Source organism: Streptomyces javensis (assembly GCF_039525925.1).
In the GTDB taxonomy this organism is placed as follows: Bacteria; Actinomycetota; Actinomycetes; order Streptomycetales; family Streptomycetaceae; genus Streptomyces; species Streptomyces asiaticus.
The window spans coordinates 59630-78862 of sequence record NZ_BAAAIF010000023.1; the positions used below are offsets into that span (position 1 = coordinate 59630).

Annotated in this window: 14 protein-coding genes; 6 read left to right on the forward strand and 8 right to left on the reverse strand. The window is 70.0% G+C overall.

Annotated features, from left to right (window positions below; all coding sequences use genetic code 11):
* Positions 1 to 203 precede the first annotated feature (203 nt).
* The 6 genes from ABD329_RS21670 to ABD329_RS21695 form a co-directional block, all read right to left on the reverse strand.
* Positions 204 to 875: a FadR/GntR family transcriptional regulator gene (locus ABD329_RS21670; protein WP_020872565.1), complete on the reverse strand. Its 672-nt coding sequence runs from the start codon at positions 873 to 875 to the stop codon at positions 204 to 206.
* Positions 876 to 1023: 148 nt separating this feature from the next.
* Positions 1024 to 1494, reverse strand: coding sequence for a hypothetical protein (locus ABD329_RS21675; RefSeq protein ID WP_198276035.1), 471 nt, complete (start codon positions 1492 to 1494; stop codon positions 1024 to 1026).
* A gap of 330 nt (positions 1495 to 1824) precedes the next feature.
* Complete coding sequence (locus ABD329_RS21680) at positions 1825 to 3438, reverse strand: glycerol-3-phosphate dehydrogenase/oxidase (RefSeq protein ID WP_198276036.1); 1614 nt, start codon at positions 3436 to 3438, stop codon at positions 1825 to 1827.
* A gap of 3 nt (positions 3439 to 3441) precedes the next feature.
* Positions 3442 to 4989, reverse strand: coding sequence for a glycerol kinase GlpK (gene glpK, locus ABD329_RS21685; protein ID WP_198276037.1), 1548 nt, complete (start codon positions 4987 to 4989; stop codon positions 3442 to 3444).
* Between the two features lie 33 nt (positions 4990 to 5022).
* The gene (locus ABD329_RS21690) at positions 5023 to 5817 is read right to left on the reverse strand and encodes an MIP/aquaporin family protein (RefSeq protein WP_198276038.1); all 795 of its coding nucleotides are present in this window, start codon (positions 5815 to 5817) and stop codon (positions 5023 to 5025) included.
* Between the two features lie 275 nt (positions 5818 to 6092).
* Positions 6093 to 6857 carry an IclR family transcriptional regulator gene (locus ABD329_RS21695; protein WP_198276039.1) on the reverse strand — a complete coding sequence of 255 codons (765 nt, stop codon included), beginning with the start codon at positions 6855 to 6857 and terminating at the stop codon, positions 6093 to 6095.
* A gap of 237 nt (positions 6858 to 7094) precedes the next feature.
* Between ABD329_RS21695 and metH the strand changes: the two genes are divergently transcribed.
* The 4 genes from metH (at position 7095) to ABD329_RS21715 (ending at position 15047) form a co-directional block, all read left to right on the forward strand.
* On the forward strand, positions 7095 to 10601 hold the full coding sequence (gene metH / locus ABD329_RS21700) for a methionine synthase (RefSeq protein WP_198276040.1): 3507 nt from the start codon (positions 7095 to 7097) through the stop codon (positions 10599 to 10601).
* 159 nt (positions 10602 to 10760) lie between these two features.
* Positions 10761 to 11462 carry an HAD family hydrolase gene (locus tag ABD329_RS21705; protein ID WP_198276041.1) on the forward strand — a complete coding sequence of 234 codons (702 nt, stop codon included), beginning with the start codon at positions 10761 to 10763 and terminating at the stop codon, positions 11460 to 11462.
* Between the two features lie 338 nt (positions 11463 to 11800).
* Positions 11801 to 13399 (forward strand): ABC transporter substrate-binding protein, encoded by a 1599-nt coding sequence (locus tag ABD329_RS21710; protein ID WP_198276042.1) that lies wholly within the window; start codon positions 11801 to 11803, stop codon positions 13397 to 13399.
* A gap of 52 nt (positions 13400 to 13451) precedes the next feature.
* Positions 13452 to 15047, forward strand: a complete 1596-nt coding sequence (locus ABD329_RS21715; protein ID WP_198276043.1) for an ABC transporter substrate-binding protein — start codon at positions 13452 to 13454, stop codon at positions 15045 to 15047.
* A 65-nt stretch (positions 15048 to 15112) separates the two neighbouring features.
* Here the strand turns inward: ABD329_RS21715 and ABD329_RS21720 are convergent, their stop codons facing one another.
* Together ABD329_RS21720 and ABD329_RS21725 are read right to left on the reverse strand one after the other, a co-directional pair.
* Positions 15113 to 15784, reverse strand: a complete 672-nt coding sequence (locus tag ABD329_RS21720; RefSeq protein ID WP_009719179.1) for a response regulator — start codon at positions 15782 to 15784, stop codon at positions 15113 to 15115.
* A gap of 14 nt (positions 15785 to 15798) precedes the next feature.
* Positions 15799 to 16749 (reverse strand): RecB family exonuclease, encoded by a 951-nt coding sequence (locus ABD329_RS21725; protein ID WP_198276052.1) that lies wholly within the window; start codon positions 16747 to 16749, stop codon positions 15799 to 15801.
* An 84-nt stretch (positions 16750 to 16833) separates the two neighbouring features.
* On the opposite strand from ABD329_RS21725, the gene ABD329_RS21730 reads away from it, so the two are divergent.
* The gene (locus ABD329_RS21730) at positions 16834 to 18084 is read left to right on the forward strand and encodes a site-2 protease family protein (protein ID WP_198276044.1); all 1251 of its coding nucleotides are present in this window, start codon (positions 16834 to 16836) and stop codon (positions 18082 to 18084) included.
* 49 nt (positions 18085 to 18133) lie between these two features.
* Positions 18134 to 19123, forward strand: a complete 990-nt coding sequence (locus ABD329_RS21735) for a tRNA (adenine-N1)-methyltransferase (RefSeq protein WP_198276045.1) — start codon at positions 18134 to 18136, stop codon at positions 19121 to 19123.
* The last annotated feature ends 110 nt before the right edge of the window (positions 19124 to 19233 follow it).

Genomic DNA, 19233 nt, shown 5'->3' on the forward strand with positions numbered 1-19233 from the left:
TCCAGATCCCGCTCCTCAATCGCCGGAGGGGCTGGAAGGTGGGGCTCTGCTCCAGATCCCGCTCCTCAAGCGCCGGAGGGGCTGGAAGGTGGGGCTCTGCTCCAGATCCCGCTCCTCAAGCGCCGGAGGGGCTGGAAGGTGGGGCGCCGCTCCAGACCCCCTGGGGGAGCCCCAGCGGGGCCCGGGGCGGGGCCCCGGTGGGCTCACAGCGTGGAGCGCAGCCACTGCTCCACGCTCGCGATGTGCACCGTCGCCCAGGACCGCGCCGCCTCCGCGTCGCGGTCCCGCAGGGCGGCCAGGATCGCCCGGTGCTCATGGAGGGTGCGGCTGACCGCGTCCTCCTGCGTCAGACCGCGCCACACCCGGGCCCGGGTGGTGGGCCCGGAGAGCCCGTCGAGCAGGGAGCAGAGCACCGAGTTGCCGGAGGTCTGGACGATGCCGCGGTGGAACTCCAGATCGCAGGCGACCAGCTCCTCCACCGACGGCTCCTGCCCGAGCGCGTCCAGCTGCTCCTGGAGCCGGTCCAGCTCGGCGTCGCTGATCCGGGTGGAGGCCAGCGCCGTGGCCGCGGGCTCCAGGATCCGCCGCACCGCCAGGAACTCCAGCACCGTGTCATCGCGGTGGAAGTCCACCACGAAGCTCAGCGCCTCCAGCAGCAGCTGGGGATCGAGGCTGGTCACATAGGTGCCGTCGCCCTGCCGTACGTCGAGGATCCGGATCAGCGACAGCGCCCGGACGGCCTCCCGCAGCGAGTTGCGCGACAGCCCCAGATCGGCGGCCAGCTCACTCTCCTTGGGGAGCCGGTCACCGGGGCGCAGCGCGCCCGAGACGATCATGCCCTTGATTTTTTCGATCGCCTCGTCGGTGACCGCCATGGTGGACCTCCCCGGGCCAAACATCCGATGTATCAGGTCCATTATGACGTGCTTGAACCGGCGGCGTCTGCCGGGGACGCCGCCGGTCCAGTGTGACCTTCTACCGGGAGGGCCCGCAGGCGGGCTCAGAGCCGGTTCATCGGATGGCTCAGAAGGTGAACGGCCCCGGGGACTGGGGCGTGGTGGCGGTGCAGTTCACCGTGATCAGACCGAAGATCACCAGCTTGAGCGACTTTGCCTCCAGCACGTCGCCCGCGGCCACCGTGCCCTTGAGCGGGCCGGTGGTCACATCGGAGCCGGTCGGGATCGCCGGGTTGGAACTGCCGGTGAAGGTCTTGGTTCCGCCGCCGCTCTTCGACAGTGTCAGCGTCGAGCTCACGGAGCCCGCCGGAACGTCGATCGGGGCCTTGATCGCTCCCGAGGACAGGGTGATGGTCGCGGCGGTCCCGCTCTGCGTGGCGGTGAGGGTGGCCAGGCCCGACCCGAAGGTCCCGCAGTCGGCCGTCAGGGTGGCGGTCGTGGGGGTGACCGCGGTCGCGGTCGGTGCCAGCGCCAGCGCGCCGGCGGCCAGTGCTGCTGTTCCCATTGCCGTGCTGATCCCGAGCTTGATCCGTCTCATGGGATTGCCTTCCGGAGTGGGGGAAGTGCGGCTGATGTGTGTGGGGGGTTCCCGCCCGTCATCCACGGGCGATGTGGCGATGTCATTGATGCGCGCACCGCCGAAGAAGGCAAGAGCGATTCAACTGATTTTTAACGCGCGAGTAAGTTCAACGGTTCGCGCTGGATCGACCGCCAACTGCCCTCCGCATGCGGCGCGTTCACGGGACAACGTGAAGGCCCCGGCCGCGCGCCGAAGGCGGTTGGCGGCAATGAGCGGTCCGGGCGGCCGGGTGAGAGGAAACGTCCTCTCACCCGGCCGCCCGGACCTGGGAAGGCGGCCCCGCGGGGGTCAGGGTCGCTTGGCCAGCAGATCCTCGACCCGGCTCCGGATGTCCTCGGAGTCCAGGCCGCGGATGGTCAGGGTGGTGCGGCGGCGCAGGACGTCGTCCGCCGTGCGCGCCCACTCGTAGTCCCGGGCGTAGACCACCTGCGCCCAGATCTCCGGGGCGTCCGGGTGGATCCGCGTCGAGAGCGCCGGGTCGCCGCCGGCCAGCCGGGCGATGTCGAAGGAGAGCGAGCCGTAGTGGGTCGCCAGATGGCGGGCGGTGTCGGCGGACATGCGCGGACCGGGGGTGCCGCCGTCCACCAGCAGCCGGTGCTCGACGGCGTGCGGATTGGCCAGGCCCGGCAGCGGCATGTGCCGGGGCAGCTGCTTGACCGGCTCCATGTCGTCGGCGAGCGGACGGCCCGGCAGCTCCGCCAGCTTCTGCATCACGGTGCGGCCGATGTGGCGGAAGGTGGTCCACTTGCCGCCGGCTATGGAGAGCATCCCGCCCTTGCCCTCGGTGACCACGGTCTCCCGCTTGGCCTTGGCGGTGTCGCCCGGGCCGCCGGGCAGTACCCGCAGCCCCGCGAAGGAGTAGGTGATCAGATCGCGGGAGAGCTGCTGGTCGCGGATGGAGAAGGCGGCCTCGTCCAGGATCTGGGAGATGTCCGCCTCGTTGACCGCGACATCGGCCGGGTCGCCCTCGAACTCCTCGTCCGTGGTGCCCAGCAGCAGCATGTCCTCCCAGGGGAGGGCGAAGGTGATGCGGTACTTGTCGATCGGGGTGGCCAGCGCCGCCCGCCAGGGGGAGGTGCGCTTGAGGACCAGGTGCGCGCCCTTGGACAGCCGGATCGACGGCGCCGCGTTCGGGTCCTCCATCCGGCGCAGATGGTCCACCCAGGGGCCGGTGGCGTTGAGCACCAGCCGGGCGTTGACCCCGAACTCGGTGCCGTCGGTGCGGTCCCTGAGCTCGGCGCCGGCGACCCGGCCGTCGTTCTTGCGCAAGGCCACGACCTCGGCGTGGTTGAGGACGGTGGCGCCCGCCTCCGTGGCCGCCCGGACGGTCATCAGGGCCATCCGGCTGTCGTTCATCTGGCCGTCGCCGTAGACCGCGACCGCCTTGAGGCCCTCGGTGCGCAGCTCCGGGACGTCGCGCGCGGCCCGCTCGGCGCCTATCACATGGCCCACGCCGTCACGGAAGGCGGAGAGCGCCGAGTAGGCGAAGACGCCCGCGCCCAGCTTGGCCGCGCCGTGCGGACCGCCCTTGTAGACCGGCAGGTAGAAGGTGAGGGGGTTGGACAGGTGCGGGGCGACGGTACGGGAGACCGCGCGCCGCTCGAAGTGGTTCTCGGCGACCAGCTTGACCGCGCCCGTCTGGAGGTAGCGCAGGCCGCCGTGGAGCAGCTTGGAGGAGGCCGAGGAGGTGGCGCCGGCGAAGTCACCGGCGTCCACCATCGCCACCCGCAGCCCGGACTGCGCGGCGTGCCAGGCAGTGGTGATGCCCAGGATGCCGCCGCCGATCACCAGGAGGTCGTACGTCGCCTTGGAGAGCTGTTCCCGGGTTTCGGCTCGGCTCGGGTTCGAACCGGCAGCCGGGTGCGTTCCGAGGGAGGACGGAACGCATCGCAGGGTGGTCATTGATTACTCCTCGTCTTCGATCCAGCCCATGGTCCGCTGCACGGCCTTGAGCCAGTTCTTGTACTCGCGGTCGCGGATGTCCGCGTCCATTCGGGGGGTCCATTCGGCCGCCCGGCGCCAGTTCGCGCGCAGGGCGTCGGTGTCCGGCCAGAAGCCGACGGCGAGACCGGCGGCGTAGGCGGCGCCGAGGCAGGTGGTCTCGGCGACCATCGGGCGCACCACGGGTGCGTCCAGGGCGTCCGAGAGGGTCTGCATCAGGAGGTTGTTGGAGGTCATACCGCCGTCGACCTTGAGCGCGGTGAGCTCGACCTCGGAGTCCTTGGTCATCGCGTCGACGATCTCGCGGGTCTGCCAGGCGGTGGCCTCGAGCACGGCCCGGGCGATGTGCGCCTTGGTGACGTAGCGGGTCAGGCCCGCGATCACACCGCGCGCGTCGGACCGCCAGTACGGGGCGAACAGGCCCGAGAAGGCGGGCACGAAGTACGCGCCGCCGTTGTCCTCGACCGAGCTCGCGAGGGTCTCGATCTCGGCGGCGCTGTTGATCAGGCCCATCTGGTCCCGCATCCACTGCACCAGCGAACCGGTGACCGCGATCGAGCCCTCCAGGGCGTAGACCGGCTTCTCGTCGCCGATCCGGTAGCCGACGGTGGTCAGCAGCCCGTTGTAGGAGTTGACCGGCTTCTCGCCGGTGTTCATCAGCAGGAAGGTGCCGGTGCCGTAGGTGGACTTGGCCTCGCCCTCGGAGTAGCAGGTCTGGCCGAACAGGGCCGCCTGCTGGTCGCCGAGCGCCGAGGCGACCGGCACGCCCGCCAGGACGCCCTCGGCCGTGTGGCCGTAGATCTCGGCGGAGGAGCGTATCCGCGGCAGCACGGCGGCCGGGATGTCCATCGAGGCCAGGATCTTCTCGTCCCAGTCCAGGGTGTGCAGGTTCATCAGGAGGGTGCGGGAGGCGTTGGTGACGTCGGTGACGTGCACGCCGCCGTTGACCCCGCCGGTCAGGTTCCAGATGACCCAGGAGTCCATGGTGCCGAAGAGGATGTCGCCCGCCTCGGCCCGCGCGCGCAGCCCCTCGACGTTGTCGAGCAGCCAGCGGATCTTGGGACCGGCGAAGTAGGAGGCCAGCGGGAGGCCGGTCTCGCGGCGGAAGCGGTCCTGGCCGACGTTGCGGCCGAGCTCGCGACAGAGGGCGTCGGTGCGGGTGTCCTGCCAGACGATGGCGTTGTGCACCGGCTCACCGGTCTTGCGGTCCCACAGCAGGGTGGTCTCGCGCTGGTTGGTGATGCCGATCGCCTTGACGTCGACGGCGGTGATCTCGGCCTTGGTGATGGCGCCGGCGACCACCTCCTTGACGTTCTCCCAGATCTCGGTGGCGTTGTGCTCCACCCAGCCGGGCTTGGGGAAGATCTGCTCGTGCTCCTTCTGGTCGACCGAGACGATGCGGCCGTCCCGGTCGAAGACGATGCAGCGGCTGGAGGTGGTGCCCTGGTCGATGGCCGCGATGAACGGCCCCTGGCCGTGGGACGAGGCGCTGGTGGTGTGGGTGTCGGTCATGATCTGCTGCTCTCCTGCGGGTGGTGGGGTGGACTAGGCGAAGGCGATCTCGTAGATCCCGCCGGCGATGGCGCCGCCGATGAGCGGGCCGACTACCGGGATCCAGGCGTAGCCCCAGTCCGAGCCGCCCTTGTTGGGCAGCGGCAGGAGGGCGTGGGCGATCCGGGGGCCGAGGTCACGGGCCGGGTTGATGGCGTAACCGGTCGGGCCGCCGAGCGAGAGGCCGATGCCGACCACCACGAAGGCGGTGATCATGACGCCGATGACGCCGAGGCCCTTGCCGTCGCCGTTGAGCCCCTGGGTGAGGATGGCGAGCACCAGCACGGCCGTGGCGATGATCTCGGTGGCCAGGTTCTGACCGACGTTCCGGATCTCCGGGCCGGTGGAGAAGACACCCAGCACCGGGCCGGCGCCGGTGGTCTGCTGCTTGTCCGCCGCCACCGTGTCCTGGGCGCCCGGGCCGCCGACGATCTCGCGGTCGGTGAGATGGGCGTGGAAGTGGCCGAGGTAGGCGAGCCACACCAGCGAGGCGCCGATCACCGCGCCGAGCATCTGTCCGAGGAAGTAGATGGGCACCTTGTTCCACTCGACGCCGCCCTCGATGGCGAGGCCGACCGTCACCGCCGGGTTGAGATGCGCCCCCGAGAGCGGTGCGGAGATATAGGCGCCGGTGAGCACGGCGAAGCCCCACCCGAGGGTGATGGCGACCCACCCGGCCTCGAACGCCTTGGATTGCTTCAAGACAACGCCGGCGACGACACCGCAGCCGAGCAGAATGAGAACGGCGGTACCGATGGTCTCGCCGATGAAGATGTCGGAGCTGGACACCCGCGACTCCTTTGTCCTTCGTCCAGGGGAAGGCGAACCCCCGGGTCTCTCCGGTGGTCCGCGCCCTCGTGCGAGGGCGTTGGTCGGCCCGCGGCGAGTCCACCATAGCGAATATTGTCGTCAGGTGTTCGACAATGCCGACCGATGAACGGCAGTTTTCTTCACGCCGAAGACCCCGTCAAGGGTCGTGTGAAGGAAAAATCGCGCGTATGTGAAACCGTGATGAAGCAGGTCATGCGGGGATATACGGGCAGATCCGCACGCGCCCGCACGATTCAGAAACGCAGGGCACCCAGGTCCCGGGAGACGGCGCGCGCGCAGTCCCGTACGGCGGCCACGAGCTCCGAGCGCAGCTCCCCGTCCGCGCACACCCGCTCCACCGCGCCCGTTATCCCCACCGCGCCCACGGGCAGCCGGCGCCGGTCGTGGATGGGGGCCGCGACGGACGCCACGCCCTCCCAGGTCTCCTCCACGTCGCAGCCCCAGCCGCGCGCCCGGGTCAGGTCCAGCACGCCCTCGAACTCGCGCTCCCCGGTCACCGTGCGCGGCGTGAACGCCTTACGGTCCACCTCGGTCACCTCGCTGTGCGCGACCGGGTCGTAGGCGGAGAGCACCTTGCCCAGGGCCGTGGAGTGCAGCGGGTGCATCGCGCCGACCTCCAGCACCTGGCGGCTGTCGTCCGGCCGGAAGACATGGTGGATGATCAGCACGCCCTGCTGGTGCAGCACGCCCAGGTACACGCTCTCGCCGCTGGAGCGGGCCAGGTCGTCGGCCCACACCAGGGCGCGGGCGCGCAGCTCGTGCACGTCCAGATAGCTGTTGCCCAGGCGCAGCAGCTCCGCGCCGAGCTGATAGCGGCCGGACGCCTCGTCCTGCTCCACGAAGCCCTCCTGCTGGAGGGTGCGCAATATGCCGTGCGCGGTGCCTTTGGCCAGCCCCAGGGTGGAGGCGATGTCGGACAGTCCCAGACGTCGCTCACCACCGGCGAGCAGGCGTAGCATCGCGGCGGCGCGCTCCAACGACTGGATGTTCCGGGCCATCGCCAACCTCCTGACTGCGGTTCGACAATGCTGAACACTATCGGTCCATGTCGACTGCGTGGTACCTGGCGGCCGTGTGTCGGCGATCAACGGCCTCACCGGTGCCGATCGGCCGTTCTCATCCCGCCTGATGGGCCGACCCTGGCGAAATGACCACCGGCAGCTACCCTGGCGTGGTGCGCCGTCCCCAGGGGAGGGCGCAAAGCCGACAGCCGTCGCACTCCAGGGAGCACATCCATGGCCTCTCATACGCCATCGCCCACATCCGCCGCCCGAGCCGACGCGCTCCGCGAAGCGCTGGCCACCCGAGTGGTGGTCGCCGACGGCGCGATGGGGACGATGCTCCAGGCGCAGGAGCCCAGTCTCGACGACTTCCAGCAGCTCGAGGGCTGCAACGAGATCCTCAACATCACCCGCCCGGACATCGTCCGCTCGGTCCACGAGGAGTACTACGCCGCCGGCGTGGACTGCGTCGAGACGAACACCTTCGGCGCCAACCACGCGGCGCTCGGCGAGTACGACATCCCCCACCGCGTCCATGAGCTCTCGGAGGCCGGCGCCCGGATCGCCCGCGAGGTCGCCGACGAGTTCGCCGCCGACGGACGCCAGCGCTGGGTGCTCGGCTCCATGGGCCCCGGCACCAAGCTGCCCACCCTCGGCCACGCCCCGTACGCCGTCCTCCGCGACGCCTACCAGGCCAACGCCGAAGGCATGATCGCCGGCGGCGCGGACGCCCTCCTGGTGGAGACCACCCAGGACCTGCTCCAGACCAAGGCCTCGATCATCGGCGCCCGCCGCGCCCTCGACGCCACCGGTGCCAACCTCCCGGTGATCTGCTCGGTCACCGTCGAGACCACCGGCACCATGCTGCTCGGCTCCGAGATCGGGGCGGCACTCACCGCCCTCGAGCCGCTCGGCATCGACATGATCGGCCTCAACTGCGCCACCGGCCCCGCCGAGATGAGCGAGCACCTGCGCCATCTCGCCCGCCACTCCCGGATCCCGCTGTCCTGCATGCCCAACGCCGGCCTCCCGGTGCTGGGCAAGGACGGCGCCCACTACCCCCTCACCCCCGGCGAGCTGGCCGACGCCCAGGAGACCTTCGTCCGCGAGTACGGGCTCTCCCTGGTCGGCGGCTGCTGCGGCACCACGCCCGAGCATCTGCGCCAGGTCGTCGAGCGGGTCCGCGAGCTGACCCCCACCGAGCGCACCCCGCGGCCCGAGCCCGGCGCCGCCTCGCTCTACCAGACCGTGCCGTTCCGCCAGGACACCTCGTACCTGGCCATCGGCGAGCGCACCAACGCCAACGGCTCCAAGAAGTTCCGCGAGGCCATGCTGGAGGCCCGCTGGGACGACTGCGTGGAGATGGCCCGCGAGCAGATCCGCGAGGGCGCCCACCTGCTCGACCTGTGCGTGGACTACGTCGGCCGGGACGGCGTCGCGGACATGGAGGAGCTGGCCGGGCGGTTCGCCACCGCCTCCACCCTCCCCATCGTCCTGGACTCCACCGAGGTCGACGTCATCCAGGCCGGGCTGGAGAAGCTCGGCGGGCGCGCGGTCATCAACTCCGTCAACTACGAGGACGGGGACGGCCCCGAGTCGCGGTTCGCCAAGGTCACCCGGCTGGCCCAGGAGCACGGCGCCGCCCTCATCGCGCTGACCATCGACGAGGAGGGCCAGGCCCGCACGCCGGAGAAGAAGGTGGAGATCGCCGAGCGGCTGATCGCCGACCTGACCGGCAACTGGGGCATCCTCGAGTCGGACATCCTCATCGACACCCTGACCTTCACCATCTGCACCGGTCAGGAGGAGTCCCGTAAGGACGGCATCGCCACCATCGAGGCGATCCGCGAGCTCAAGCGGCGCCACCCGGACGTCCAGACCACGCTGGGCCTGTCCAACATCTCCTTCGGCCTCAACCCGGCCGCCCGCATCGTGCTCAACTCCGTCTTCCTCGACGAGTGCGTCAAGGCGGGCCTGGACTCGGCGATCGTGCACGCCTCCAAGATCCTGCCGATCGCGCGGTTCGAGGAGGAGCAGGTCCAGACCGCCCTGGACCTGATCTACGACCGCCGCGCCGAGGGCTACGACCCGCTCCAGAAGCTGATGGGGCTCTTCGAGGGCGCCACCGCCAAGTCCCTCAAGGCGGGCAAGGCCGAGGAACTGGCCGCGCTGCCCCTGGAGGAGCGCCTCAGGCACCGCATCATCGACGGCGAGCGCAACGGTCTGGAGGCCGACCTCGACGAGGCCCTCCAGGAGCGCCCGGCCCTCGACATCGTCAACGAGACGCTGCTGGAGGGCATGAAGGTGGTCGGCGAGCTGTTCGGCTCCGGCCAGATGCAGCTGCCGTTCGTCCTCCAGTCCGCCGAGGTCATGAAGACCGCGGTCGCCCATCTGGAGCCGCACATGGAGAAGTCGGACGACGAGGGCAAGGGCACCATCGTGCTCGCCACCGTCCGCGGCGACGTCCATGACATCGGTAAGAACCTCGTGGACATCATCCTGTCCAACAACGGCTACAACGTGGTCAACCTGGGCATCAAGCAGCCGGTCTCCGCGATCCTGGAGGCCGCCGAGGAGCACGGCGCCGATGTGATCGGCATGTCCGGGCTGCTGGTGAAGTCCACGGTGATCATGAAGGAGAACCTGGAGGAGCTCAACCAGCGCAAGCTGGCCGCCCGGTTCCCCGTGATCCTCGGCGGCGCCGCGCTCACCCGGGCCTATGTCGAGCAGGATCTGCACGAGATCTACGAGGGCGAGGTGCGCTACGCCCGCGACGCCTTCGAGGGGCTGCGGCTCATGGACGCCCTGATCGCCGTCAAGCGCGGCGTACCCGGCGCCACGCTCCCCGAGCTACGGCAGCGCCGCGTCCCCCAGCGCGCCGCCCAGGTGCGCGAGCCGGAGCCGGAGGAGGGCCCGGCGCGCTCCGACGTGGCCACCGACAACCCCGTGCCCACCCCGCCCTTCTGGGGCACCCGCGTGGTCAAGGGCATCCAGCAGGCCGACTACGCCTCCTGGCTGGACGAGGGGGCGCTGTTCAAGGGCCAGTGGGGGCTCAAGCAGGCCCGCACCGGCGAGGGGCCCGGCTACGAGGAGCTGGTGGAAAGCGAGGGCCGGCCCCGGCTGCGCGGCTGGCTGGACCGGCTGCACACCGAGAACCTGCTCGAGGCGGCCGTCGTCTACGGCTACTTCCCGTGCGTCTCCAAGGGCGACGACCTGGTCCTGCTGCACGAGGACGGCAGCGAGCGGACCCGCTTCACCTTCCCGCGCCAGCGCCGCGGCCGCCGGCTGTGCCTGGCCGACTTCTTCCGGCCCGAGGAGTCGGGTGAGACCGATGTCGTCGGCCTCCAGGTGGTGACCGTCGGCTCGAAGATCGGCGAGGCCACCGGCGAGCTGTTCGCCGCCGACTCCTACCGCGACTATCTGGAGCTGCACGGTCTGTCCGTCCAGCTGGCGGAGGCGCTGGCCGAGTACTGGCACGCCCGGGTCCGCGCCGAGCTGGGCTTCTCCGGTGAGGACCCGAGCGAGATGGAGGAGATGTTCGCGCTGAAGTACCGCGGCGCGCGCTTCTCGCTGGGCTACGGTGCCTGCCCCGACCTGGAGGACCGCGCGAAGATCGCCGAGCTGCTGAAGCCGGAGCGGATCGGGGTGAAGCTCTCGGAGGAGTTCCAGCTCCACCCCGAGCAGTCCACGGACGCCATCGTGATCCACCACCCGGAGGCGAAGTACTTCAACGCGCGGTAGACGAGCGGTAGCCATCCGGCGGCCTTCCGTGACCGCCTTGGGTGCTCACCGGGCGCGCCGCCGCGGCGCGACGTAGACTGGTCGATCCGGTAGAGGCCGGTCGCCTTCCCGTCAGTGGAAGGGGGCCGGCCTTCGTGCCCCTTATCCGGAGGTGTTTGGATGACCAGCAGCATCCCCGCCGTCGACACCCGTACGGCCGAAGGCTCGGCTCTGCAAGCCGTGCTGCTCGACATGGACGGCACCCTGGTCGACACCGAGGGCATCTGGTGGGACGCGGAGGTCTCCATCTTCGCCGAGCTCGGGCACGCCCTCGCCGAGGAGTACCGCCACGTCGTGGTGGGCGGTCCGATGTCGCGCAGCGCCCAGTTCCTGATCGAGGCCACCGGCGCCGAGATCGCCCTCGCCGAGCTCACCGGCCTGCTCAACAGCCGCTTCACCGAGCTGATCGACGGCAGTGTGCCGATGCTGCCCGGAGCCCGCCGGCTGCTCACCGAGCTGGCCGCGCACTCCATCCCCACCGCCCTGGTCTCCGCCTCCCACCGGCGGGTGATGGACCGCGTCCTGCGCTCGCTCGGCCCGGAGCACTTCGCCCTGACGGTGGCGGGCGACGAGGTCGAGCGGACCAAGCCGCATCCGGACCCCTATCTGTTCGCCGCGGCCGGGCTGGCCGCGGAGCCGGGGCGGTGCGTGGTCATCGAGGACACCGACACGGGTGTACGGGCCGCGGAGGCGGCCGGGTGCCGGGTGGTCGCGGTGCCGTCCGTGGTGCCGATCGAGCCCGCGGCGGGGCGTACGGTCATCGGCTCCCTGGAAGAAGTCGATCTCGATTTCCTGCGCACTCTGGTCACGGCGGTGCACTGATCGCGCACCGAGCGTATTCCTGTAAATTGCAAACTGAATAGCGCGGGCGAAATTTTCACGTTCCGTTGGCGACAACGGAACGTGATGTTTATCACTGCATATGCCGTAGACGGATGCGGGAGTTGGCTGTCGCGCGTCCCGTCTGGTGCGTTTTGGGTAAGCCCTTGTGTCCGGATTGGTGGCATGGCGTACGAATCGCGGCCACGTCCGGATATCGGGCGATGGTCGCTCGTTATCGGGGCGTGATATCGCCTCAACTTCGTTGTGTCTGAGTATCACTGGCGCCGCGGACTAATCTCGTCGCGAGTAGTTGATCGATGGCAGGGAGACTCCCGACAATGACGCGCAAGTCGCTGGTGCTGCCGGCCGTGGCCGGCCTCCTGATCTCCACGCTCGCCGCGTGCGGTGGTACCGACGGCTCGGGCTCGGACGGCAAGACGCTCGTCCTGGGCAGCACGGACCGCATAGAGGCGTCGAAGGCGGCGCCCGCGCCGCTGGATCCCGCCCTGGCCTACGACTTCGCGTCCTGGAGCGTGCTGCACAACGCCTTCCAGACGCTGATGCGGCTGCCCCGCTCGGGAACCGAGCCGATACCCGACGCGGCCGAGAAGTGCGGCTTCCAGGACAGACAGAGCGAGCAGTACCGCTGCACGTTGCGCGAAGGGCTGAAGTTCTCCAACGGCCACGACCTCACCTCGAAGGACGTCAAGTTCTCCCTCGAGCGGGTGCTGCGCATCGACGACCCCAACGGCACCAAGTCCCTGCTGTCCAACGTGGACAAGATCGAAACTCCCAGCGACCGCCAGATCGTCATCCACCTCTCGCAGCCGGACGCGACCTTCCCGTCGAAGCTCACCACCCCGGCCGCCGCGATCCTGGACAGCGAGGTCTACAAGCCGGACGCGCTGCGCGACGGTTTCGACATGACCGGCTCGGGCCCGTACAGCGCCAGGACCGAGGTGCGTGACAACCGGCTGACGAAGGTCGTCTTCACCAAGAACTCCCACTACAAGGGCGATGTCGAGCCGAAGGCCGACAAGGTGGAGATGCGGTTCTACGACTCCGCCTCGACCATGGAGAAGGCGCTGGTCAAGGGCGACATCGACCTGGTCCACCGCGGCTTCTCGCCCGAGCAGATCGACAAGCTCAACAAGGGCGAGGTCAAGGGCGTCCGCCTCTTCGAGTCCTCCGGCCAGGGCATCCGCTACCTGGTCTTCAACACCTCCGACCCGGCGGTGAAGAACAAGGCGGTCCGGCAGGCCATCGCCCATCTCGTGGACCGCCAGGCGCTGGTGCGCGATGTGTACAAGCGGACCGCCGAGCCCCTCTACTCGATGATCCCCACCAGCATCTCCTCGCACATCAACTCGTTCCACAACGAGTACGGCGACCCGGATCCCGATGAGGCCCGGCGCGTGCTCAGCCAGGCCGGTATCAACACCCCGGTGAAGCTGACGCTGACCTACACCACCGACCACTACGGTCCGGAGACGGCCGGGGAGTTCAAGGAGCTGCGCAAGCAGCTCAACGGCAGCGGGCTGTTCTCCGTCACGATCAAGGGTTACCCGTGGCGGGACTTCCGCCCCGCGCTCATCAAGCGCCAGTTCTCCGCCTCCGGGATGGGCTGGCTCCCCGACTTCCCGGACCCCGACAGCTACACCGCGCCGTTCCTCACCAAGGACAACTTCCTCAACTCGCCCTACCGCAACCGCACCATCCAGGACGAGCTGATCCCCAAGACCCGGCAGGAGGCCCAGCGCAGCCTCGCCGACAAGGACTACCAGTCCATCCAGAACGCCGTCGCCAGCGATGTGCCCTACCTTCCGCTGTGGCAGGGCAACACGTACGTGGCCGCCCGCGGGAACGTGACGGGCGCCGAGTACGCCTTCGACTCCTCGACCATGCTCCAGCTGTGGGAGCTCGGCAAGGGCGACTGAGAACGACTTACGGGGGTCGGACACGAAGACGTCGAGTGTGTGAGGAATACCGTTGAGGAAACGTGATCAGTGGCTGGCAGCTCCCCTCGGGGCGGGACTGGCCGCCGCCCTGCTCACCGGCTGCGGCAGTGAGGACGGGGACGCGGCGGGTACCGGCGAGCACGTGGTCATGGGGATGTCGGACGAGGTGCTCGCCACCGACCCGGCGTCCGGCTACGACCCCGGCTCCTGGCTGCTGTTCAACAACGTCTTCCAGTCGCTGTTGAGCTTCCCGAAGGGCAGCACCACCCCGCAGCCGGAGGCGGCGGAGAAGTGCTCCTTCAAGGACAACACCAGCCGGGTCTACTCCTGCACCCTGAAGAACGGCCTGACCTTCACGAACGGCCATCCGCTCACCTCGGAGGACGTCAAGTACTCCTTCGAGCGCACCAAGCGGATCAATGACCCCAACGGCCCGGCGCTGATGCTCACCTCCATCGGGAGCATCGACACCCCGGACAAGCGGACCGTCGTCTTCAATCTGAAGGACTCCGACGCGACCTTCCCGCAGAAGATCGCCTCCGGTGCCGGCTCCATCGTGGACCACGAGGAGTACCCCGCCGACAAGCTGCGCACGGATCACAAGGCGATCGGCTCCGGCGTCTACAAGCTGGACTCCTTCACCAAGGGGGAGGCCGACTTCTCCGTCAACGGCGACTACCGGGGGCCCGCCAAGCCGAAGAACTCCGGGCTGACCCTGAAGTTCTTCCACGGCGCGCAGGCGCGGCTGAAGTCCGCCGTGCAGAAGGGCGATGTGGACCTCGCCTACCGCGGGCTGGCCATGCGCGACCTCGCCGACCTCCAGGCGCAGAGCCTCGGCGGCGGTAAGAGCCTGAACGTGGTCGAGGGCACCGGCGCCGAGGTCCAGCACCTGGTCTTCAACATGAAGGACCCGGTGGCGGGCAAGCTCGGGGTGCGCAAGGCCATGGCGTACCTCATCGACCGCTCCACCCTGGTGCGGGACGTCTACAAGCGCACCGCCGAACCGCTGTACTCGGTGGTCCCGGCCGGTATCACCGGCCACAACACCGCCTTCTACGACAAGTACGGCGACCGCCCGCAGCCCGCGAAGGCCAAGCAGGCGCTGCGGGAGGAGGGGATCACCGGCAAGGTCAAGCTGACCCTGTGGGGCACCCCGATCCGCTACGGCCCCGGCACCGTCCCGGGCCTGCGCCAAATCGCCGAGCAGCTCAACGCCAGCGGGCTGTTCGACGTGGACGTGAAGAGCGCGGACGTCGCCACCTACGAGAAGGGCGTCGCCGGCGGGAAGTACGGCGTCTATGTGAAGGGCTGGGTGCCCGACTACCCGGACCCGGACAACTTCGTCGCCCCGTTCTTCGGCGCCGGCAACGTCCTGGCCAACCACTACACCTCTCCGCGGCTGACCGCGCAGCTCATCCCCGCCACCGCCGAGCAGCCCAGCCGCGAGGCCACGGTCGGCGACTTCCAGCGGATCCAGGACATCATCGCCGACGAGGTGCCGATGCTCCCGCTGTGGCAGGGCAAGCAGTACGCGGTGGCCCAGGACGACATCACCGGGCTCCAGTGGACCCTCGACTCCTCGACGGTCTTCCGCTTCTGGGAGATCGGCAAGTCGTCCGACAGCTGACGGACCGATGGGGGCGACCGGCCGGTCGCCCCCATCATTTCCCGCCCGAGCCGTCCCGGTGACGCCTACTGCGCGCCGGGGCGGACCAGCCCGCTCTCATAGGCGTAGACGGCGGCCTGCACCCGGTCGCGCAGCCCCAGCTTGGTCAGCACATGGCCCACATGCGTCTTGACCGTGGTCTCACTGACGAACAGATCCGCGGCGATCTCCGCGTTGGACAGCCCCCGGGCCACCAGCTTCAGCACCTCGACCTCGCGCTCGGTCAGCGTGTGCAGGGTGTCCGGCACCGGCTCCTCGCCCGACGGCAGATGTCCGGCGTACTTGTCCAGCAGCCTGCGGGTGATACTGGGCGCCAGCATCGCCTCGCCCGCCGCCACCACGCGGATGGCCTGCACCAGCTCGGTGGCGGGCGCGTCCTTCAGCAGGAAGCCGCTGGCCCCGGCGCGCAGCGCCTCCACCACGTACTCGTCCAGGTCGAAGGTGGTCAGCACCAGTACCTTGGCCGGGCCGTCCCGCCCCGGGCCGGTGATCTGACGGGTGGCCTCCACACCGTCCATCCGCGGCATCCGGATGTCCATCAGGACCACATCGGGTTGCAGCGCCCGCACCTGGTCGAGGGCCTGGAGACCGTCCCCGGCCTCACCGACGACCGCCAGATCCTGCTCCGCCTCCAGAATCATCCGGAAGCCGGTGCGCAGCAGCGGTTGATCATCGACCAGTAGGACGCGGATCGCCACGGGAACTCCTTCTCCTAGACCGCGTCCATTCTGCCGGACTGAGGAGGGAGCACTGTCAACGGATAGGGCGGCGGCGTACCCCCGAATTCCGGACAGTGTGCCTGGTGGTCGCACCAGCCGCAGAGCCTGGTCTGCCGGGGCACGAAGGCACCGGTCTCCGTGGCCAGCCGGATCGCCTCCCACAGGGCCAGTACCTTGCGCTCCACGGCCCGCAGATCCCGCTCCTCCGGGTCGTACGTCAGCACATCCCCGCTGCCCAGATAGACCAGCTGGAGCCGCCGCGGGATCACCCCGCGCAGCCGCCACACCACCAGGGCGTAGAACTTCATCTGGAACAGGGCCTCGCCCGCGTACTGCGGCGCGGGGGCCTTGCCCGTCTTGTAGTCCACGATCCGCACATCACCGGTGGGAGCGATGTCGATCCGGTCGATGATGCCACGGAGCGTCAGCCCGGACTCGAGCTCCGTCTCCACGAACAGCTCGCGCTCCGCGGGCTCCAGACGGGTCGGATCCTCCAGCGAGAACCACTGCTCCACCAGCGTCTGGGCCCCCGTCAGCCACTCGGCCAGCCGGTCCGGCGCCGGAGCGCCGTCCTCCTCCTGGAACAGCTCCGCCAGCTCCGGCTTGGCCGCCAGCAGCCGCTCCCACTCGCCCGGCACCATGGACCGGGCGCGGAGCGCGGTGCGGTCGGCGGCCGGGGCGTCGAAGAGCCGCTCCAGCACCGCGTGGACCACCGTGCCGCGGGTGGCCGCCGCGCTGGGCTTCTCCGGCAGTTTGTCGATCACTCGGAAGCGGTACAGCAACGGGCACCGCATGAAATCGGCCGCCCGTGAAGGGGACAACGAGGCGGCGGGGCCGGACGTGGGCGGCCCGTCGGAGGGTTCGGCCTTCCCGGTGGTGGTTCCCGTGGTGGTTCCCATGGCGAAGACCCTACGACCCGCCACCGACAGCCGGACGCATACCATCGACGTTCGAGCCCCCGGCACTGCATGATCGTGGGGACCGTATCAAAAAGAAGGGTGCGACCGAGCATCCGACGAGGGGACACCGTGGACAACAGCGGGCAGCGGCAGTCCGACAACGGGGAATCGGACCGCGCGACCGGGCCCGAGGGCGGCAAGCAGCCGCGCCCACGCGACGTGGGCGGCGGCTTTCTCATGGGCCGGCCCTTCGGCGTGCCCGTGTATGTCTCGCCCAGCTGGTTCCTGGTCGCCGCCCTCATCACCTGGGTCTTCGGCGGCCAGCTCGACCGGGTGCTGCCCGAGCTCGGCGCCGCCCGCTATCTGGTCTCGCTCTTCTTCGCGGTGGCCTTCTACGCCTCGGTGCTGGTGCACGAGCTCGCCCACACCGTTGCCGCGCTCCGCTTCAAGCTGCCGGTGCGCCGGATCCAGCTCCAGTTCTTCGGCGGGGTCTCGGAGATCGAGAAGGAGACCGAGACCCCCGGCCGGGAGTTCGTGCTCGCCTTCGTCGGCCCGTTGCTCTCGCTGGTCCTGGCGGGCGTGTTCTACCTCGGCATGATGGTCGTGGAGCCCGGCACGGTGCCCGGGGTGCTGCTCGCCGGGCTGATGATCTCCAACCTGATCGTGGCCGCGTTCAACCTGCTGCCCGGGCTGCCGCTGGACGGCGGGCGGATGCTGCGCGCCGTCGTCTGGAAGATCAGCGGCAGGCCCATGACCGGCACCGTCGCCGCCGCCTGGAGCGGCCGCGCGCTCGCCGTCGCCGTGCTCGTCGGACTGCCGCTGCTCACCCAGGCGGGCGGGCTGGGCGAGGAGCCCAAGAGCTTCGGCAGCGTCGACTCGCTCACCGACGCGCTGCTGGCCGCCATACTCGCCGCGATCATCTGGACCGGCGCGGGCAACAGCCTGCGGATGGCCCGGCTGCGGGAGCGGCTGCCGGACCTGCGCGCCCGTACGCTCACCCGGCGCGCCGTCCCCGTGGCGGCCGACACCCCGCTCTCCGAGGCGCTGCGCCGGGCGAACGAGGCCGGGGCCCGGGCCCTGGTCGTGGTGGACGGCCACGGCGCCCCGACCGCCGTGGTGCGCGAGGCGGCCATCGTGGGCGTCCCCGAGCATCGCCGCCCCTGGGTCGCGGTCAGCGGGCTCGCCCAGGACCTCAAGGACGGTATGCGGGTGTCCGCCGAGCTCACCGGCGAGGAGCTGCTGGACACCCTGCGGGCCACCCCGGCCACCGAGTACCTGGTGGTCGAGGAGACCGGCGAGGTCTACGGGGTGCTCTCCACCGCCGATGTCGAGCGCGCCTTCGTGGCGGCCATGGCCAGGACCCCCTCGGGCCCCTCCTGAGGCCCCGGGCGTGGTCCGGGCACGGCGAAGTGCCCGGTAGGCTGTTCACATGTCCGAACCGACCGGTGCCGCCCGCCGTCGCGGGCCCTTCCAGGTCGGGGACCAGGTCCAGCTCACCGACCCCAAGGGACGCCACTACACCTTCACGCTCGAATCCGGGAAGAACTTCCACACCCACAAGGGATCCTTCCCCCATGACGAGCTGATCGGTGCCCCCGAGGGAACCGTCGTGCGCACCACGGGAAACGTCGCGTATCTCGCGCTGCGCCCCCTGCTCCCCGACTATGTCCTGTCCATGCCACGCGGTGCCGCCGTGGTCTACCCCAAGGACGCGGGGCAGATCCTGGCGATGGCCGACATCTTCCCCGGCGCACGAGTCGTCGAGGCGGGCGTCGGCTCCGGCTCGCTCTCCACCTTCCTGCTGCGGGCCATCGGCGACCAGGGCATGCTGCACTCCTACGAGCGCCGGGCCGACTTCGCCGACATCGCCGCCCAGAACGTCGAGCGCTACTTCGGCGCCCCGCACCCCGCCTGGCGGCTCACCGTCGGCGACCTCCAGGACAACCTCAGCGACACCGACGTGGACCGCGTGATCCTGGACATGCTCGCCCCCTGGGAGTGCCTGGAGCCGGTGTCCAAGGCGCTCGTCCCCGGCGGCATCCTGTGCGCGTACGTCGCCACCACCACCCAGCTCGCCCGCACCGTGGAGGCCATCCGCGAGCACGGCACCTTCAACGAGCCGTCGGCCTGGGAGACCATGGTGCGCACCTGGCACGTGGAGGGCCTGGCAGTACGGCCGGACCACCGCATGATCGGCCACACCGGCTTCCTGCTCACCGCCCGCCGGCTCGCGGACGGTGTGGAGCCTCCGATGCGCCGCCGCAGGCCCGCCAAGGGCGCCTACGGCGAGGACTACGTGGGCTGGGGCACCGCCAAGGACTCCGGCACCGCCAAGGACGCCTCAGCGGGCGACAGGCACCCCTCCGGCGGCCAGGACGCCCCCTCCGGCGGCCAGGACGCGCCCTCCGGCGACGCCTGACGGCCGTCCGGGACCCGTCCGGCGGCCACCTCGGGCCCGTCCGACGGAAACCGGCGCCGCAACGACTCGGCGCGGCCACCGAATTCCCCGTGTGAGGGCGGTGGCCGCGC

Coding starts and splice junctions, on each gene's coding strand:
- ABD329_RS21670 (WP_020872565.1), bottom strand. CDS start 875: ATGGCGGTCACCGACGAGGCGATCGAAAAAATCAAGGGCATGATCGTC.
- ABD329_RS21675 (WP_198276035.1), bottom strand. CDS start 1,494: ATGAGACGGATCAAGCTCGGGATCAGCACGGCAATGGGAACAGCAGCA.
- ABD329_RS21680 (WP_198276036.1), bottom strand. CDS start 3,438: ATGACCACCCTGCGATGCGTTCCGTCCTCCCTCGGAACGCACCCGGCT.
- glpK (WP_198276037.1), bottom strand. CDS start 4,989: ATGACCGACACCCACACCACCAGCGCCTCGTCCCACGGCCAGGGGCCG.
- ABD329_RS21695 (WP_198276039.1), bottom strand. CDS start 6,857: ATGGCCCGGAACATCCAGTCGTTGGAGCGCGCCGCCGCGATGCTACGC.
- metH (WP_198276040.1), top strand. CDS start 7,095: ATGGCCTCTCATACGCCATCGCCCACATCCGCCGCCCGAGCCGACGCG.
- ABD329_RS21705 (WP_198276041.1), top strand. CDS start 10,761: ATGACCAGCAGCATCCCCGCCGTCGACACCCGTACGGCCGAAGGCTCG.
- ABD329_RS21710 (WP_198276042.1), top strand. CDS start 11,801: ATGACGCGCAAGTCGCTGGTGCTGCCGGCCGTGGCCGGCCTCCTGATC.
- ABD329_RS21725 (WP_198276052.1), bottom strand. CDS start 16,749: ATGGTATGCGTCCGGCTGTCGGTGGCGGGTCGTAGGGTCTTCGCCATG.
- ABD329_RS21735 (WP_198276045.1), top strand. CDS start 18,134: ATGTCCGAACCGACCGGTGCCGCCCGCCGTCGCGGGCCCTTCCAGGTC.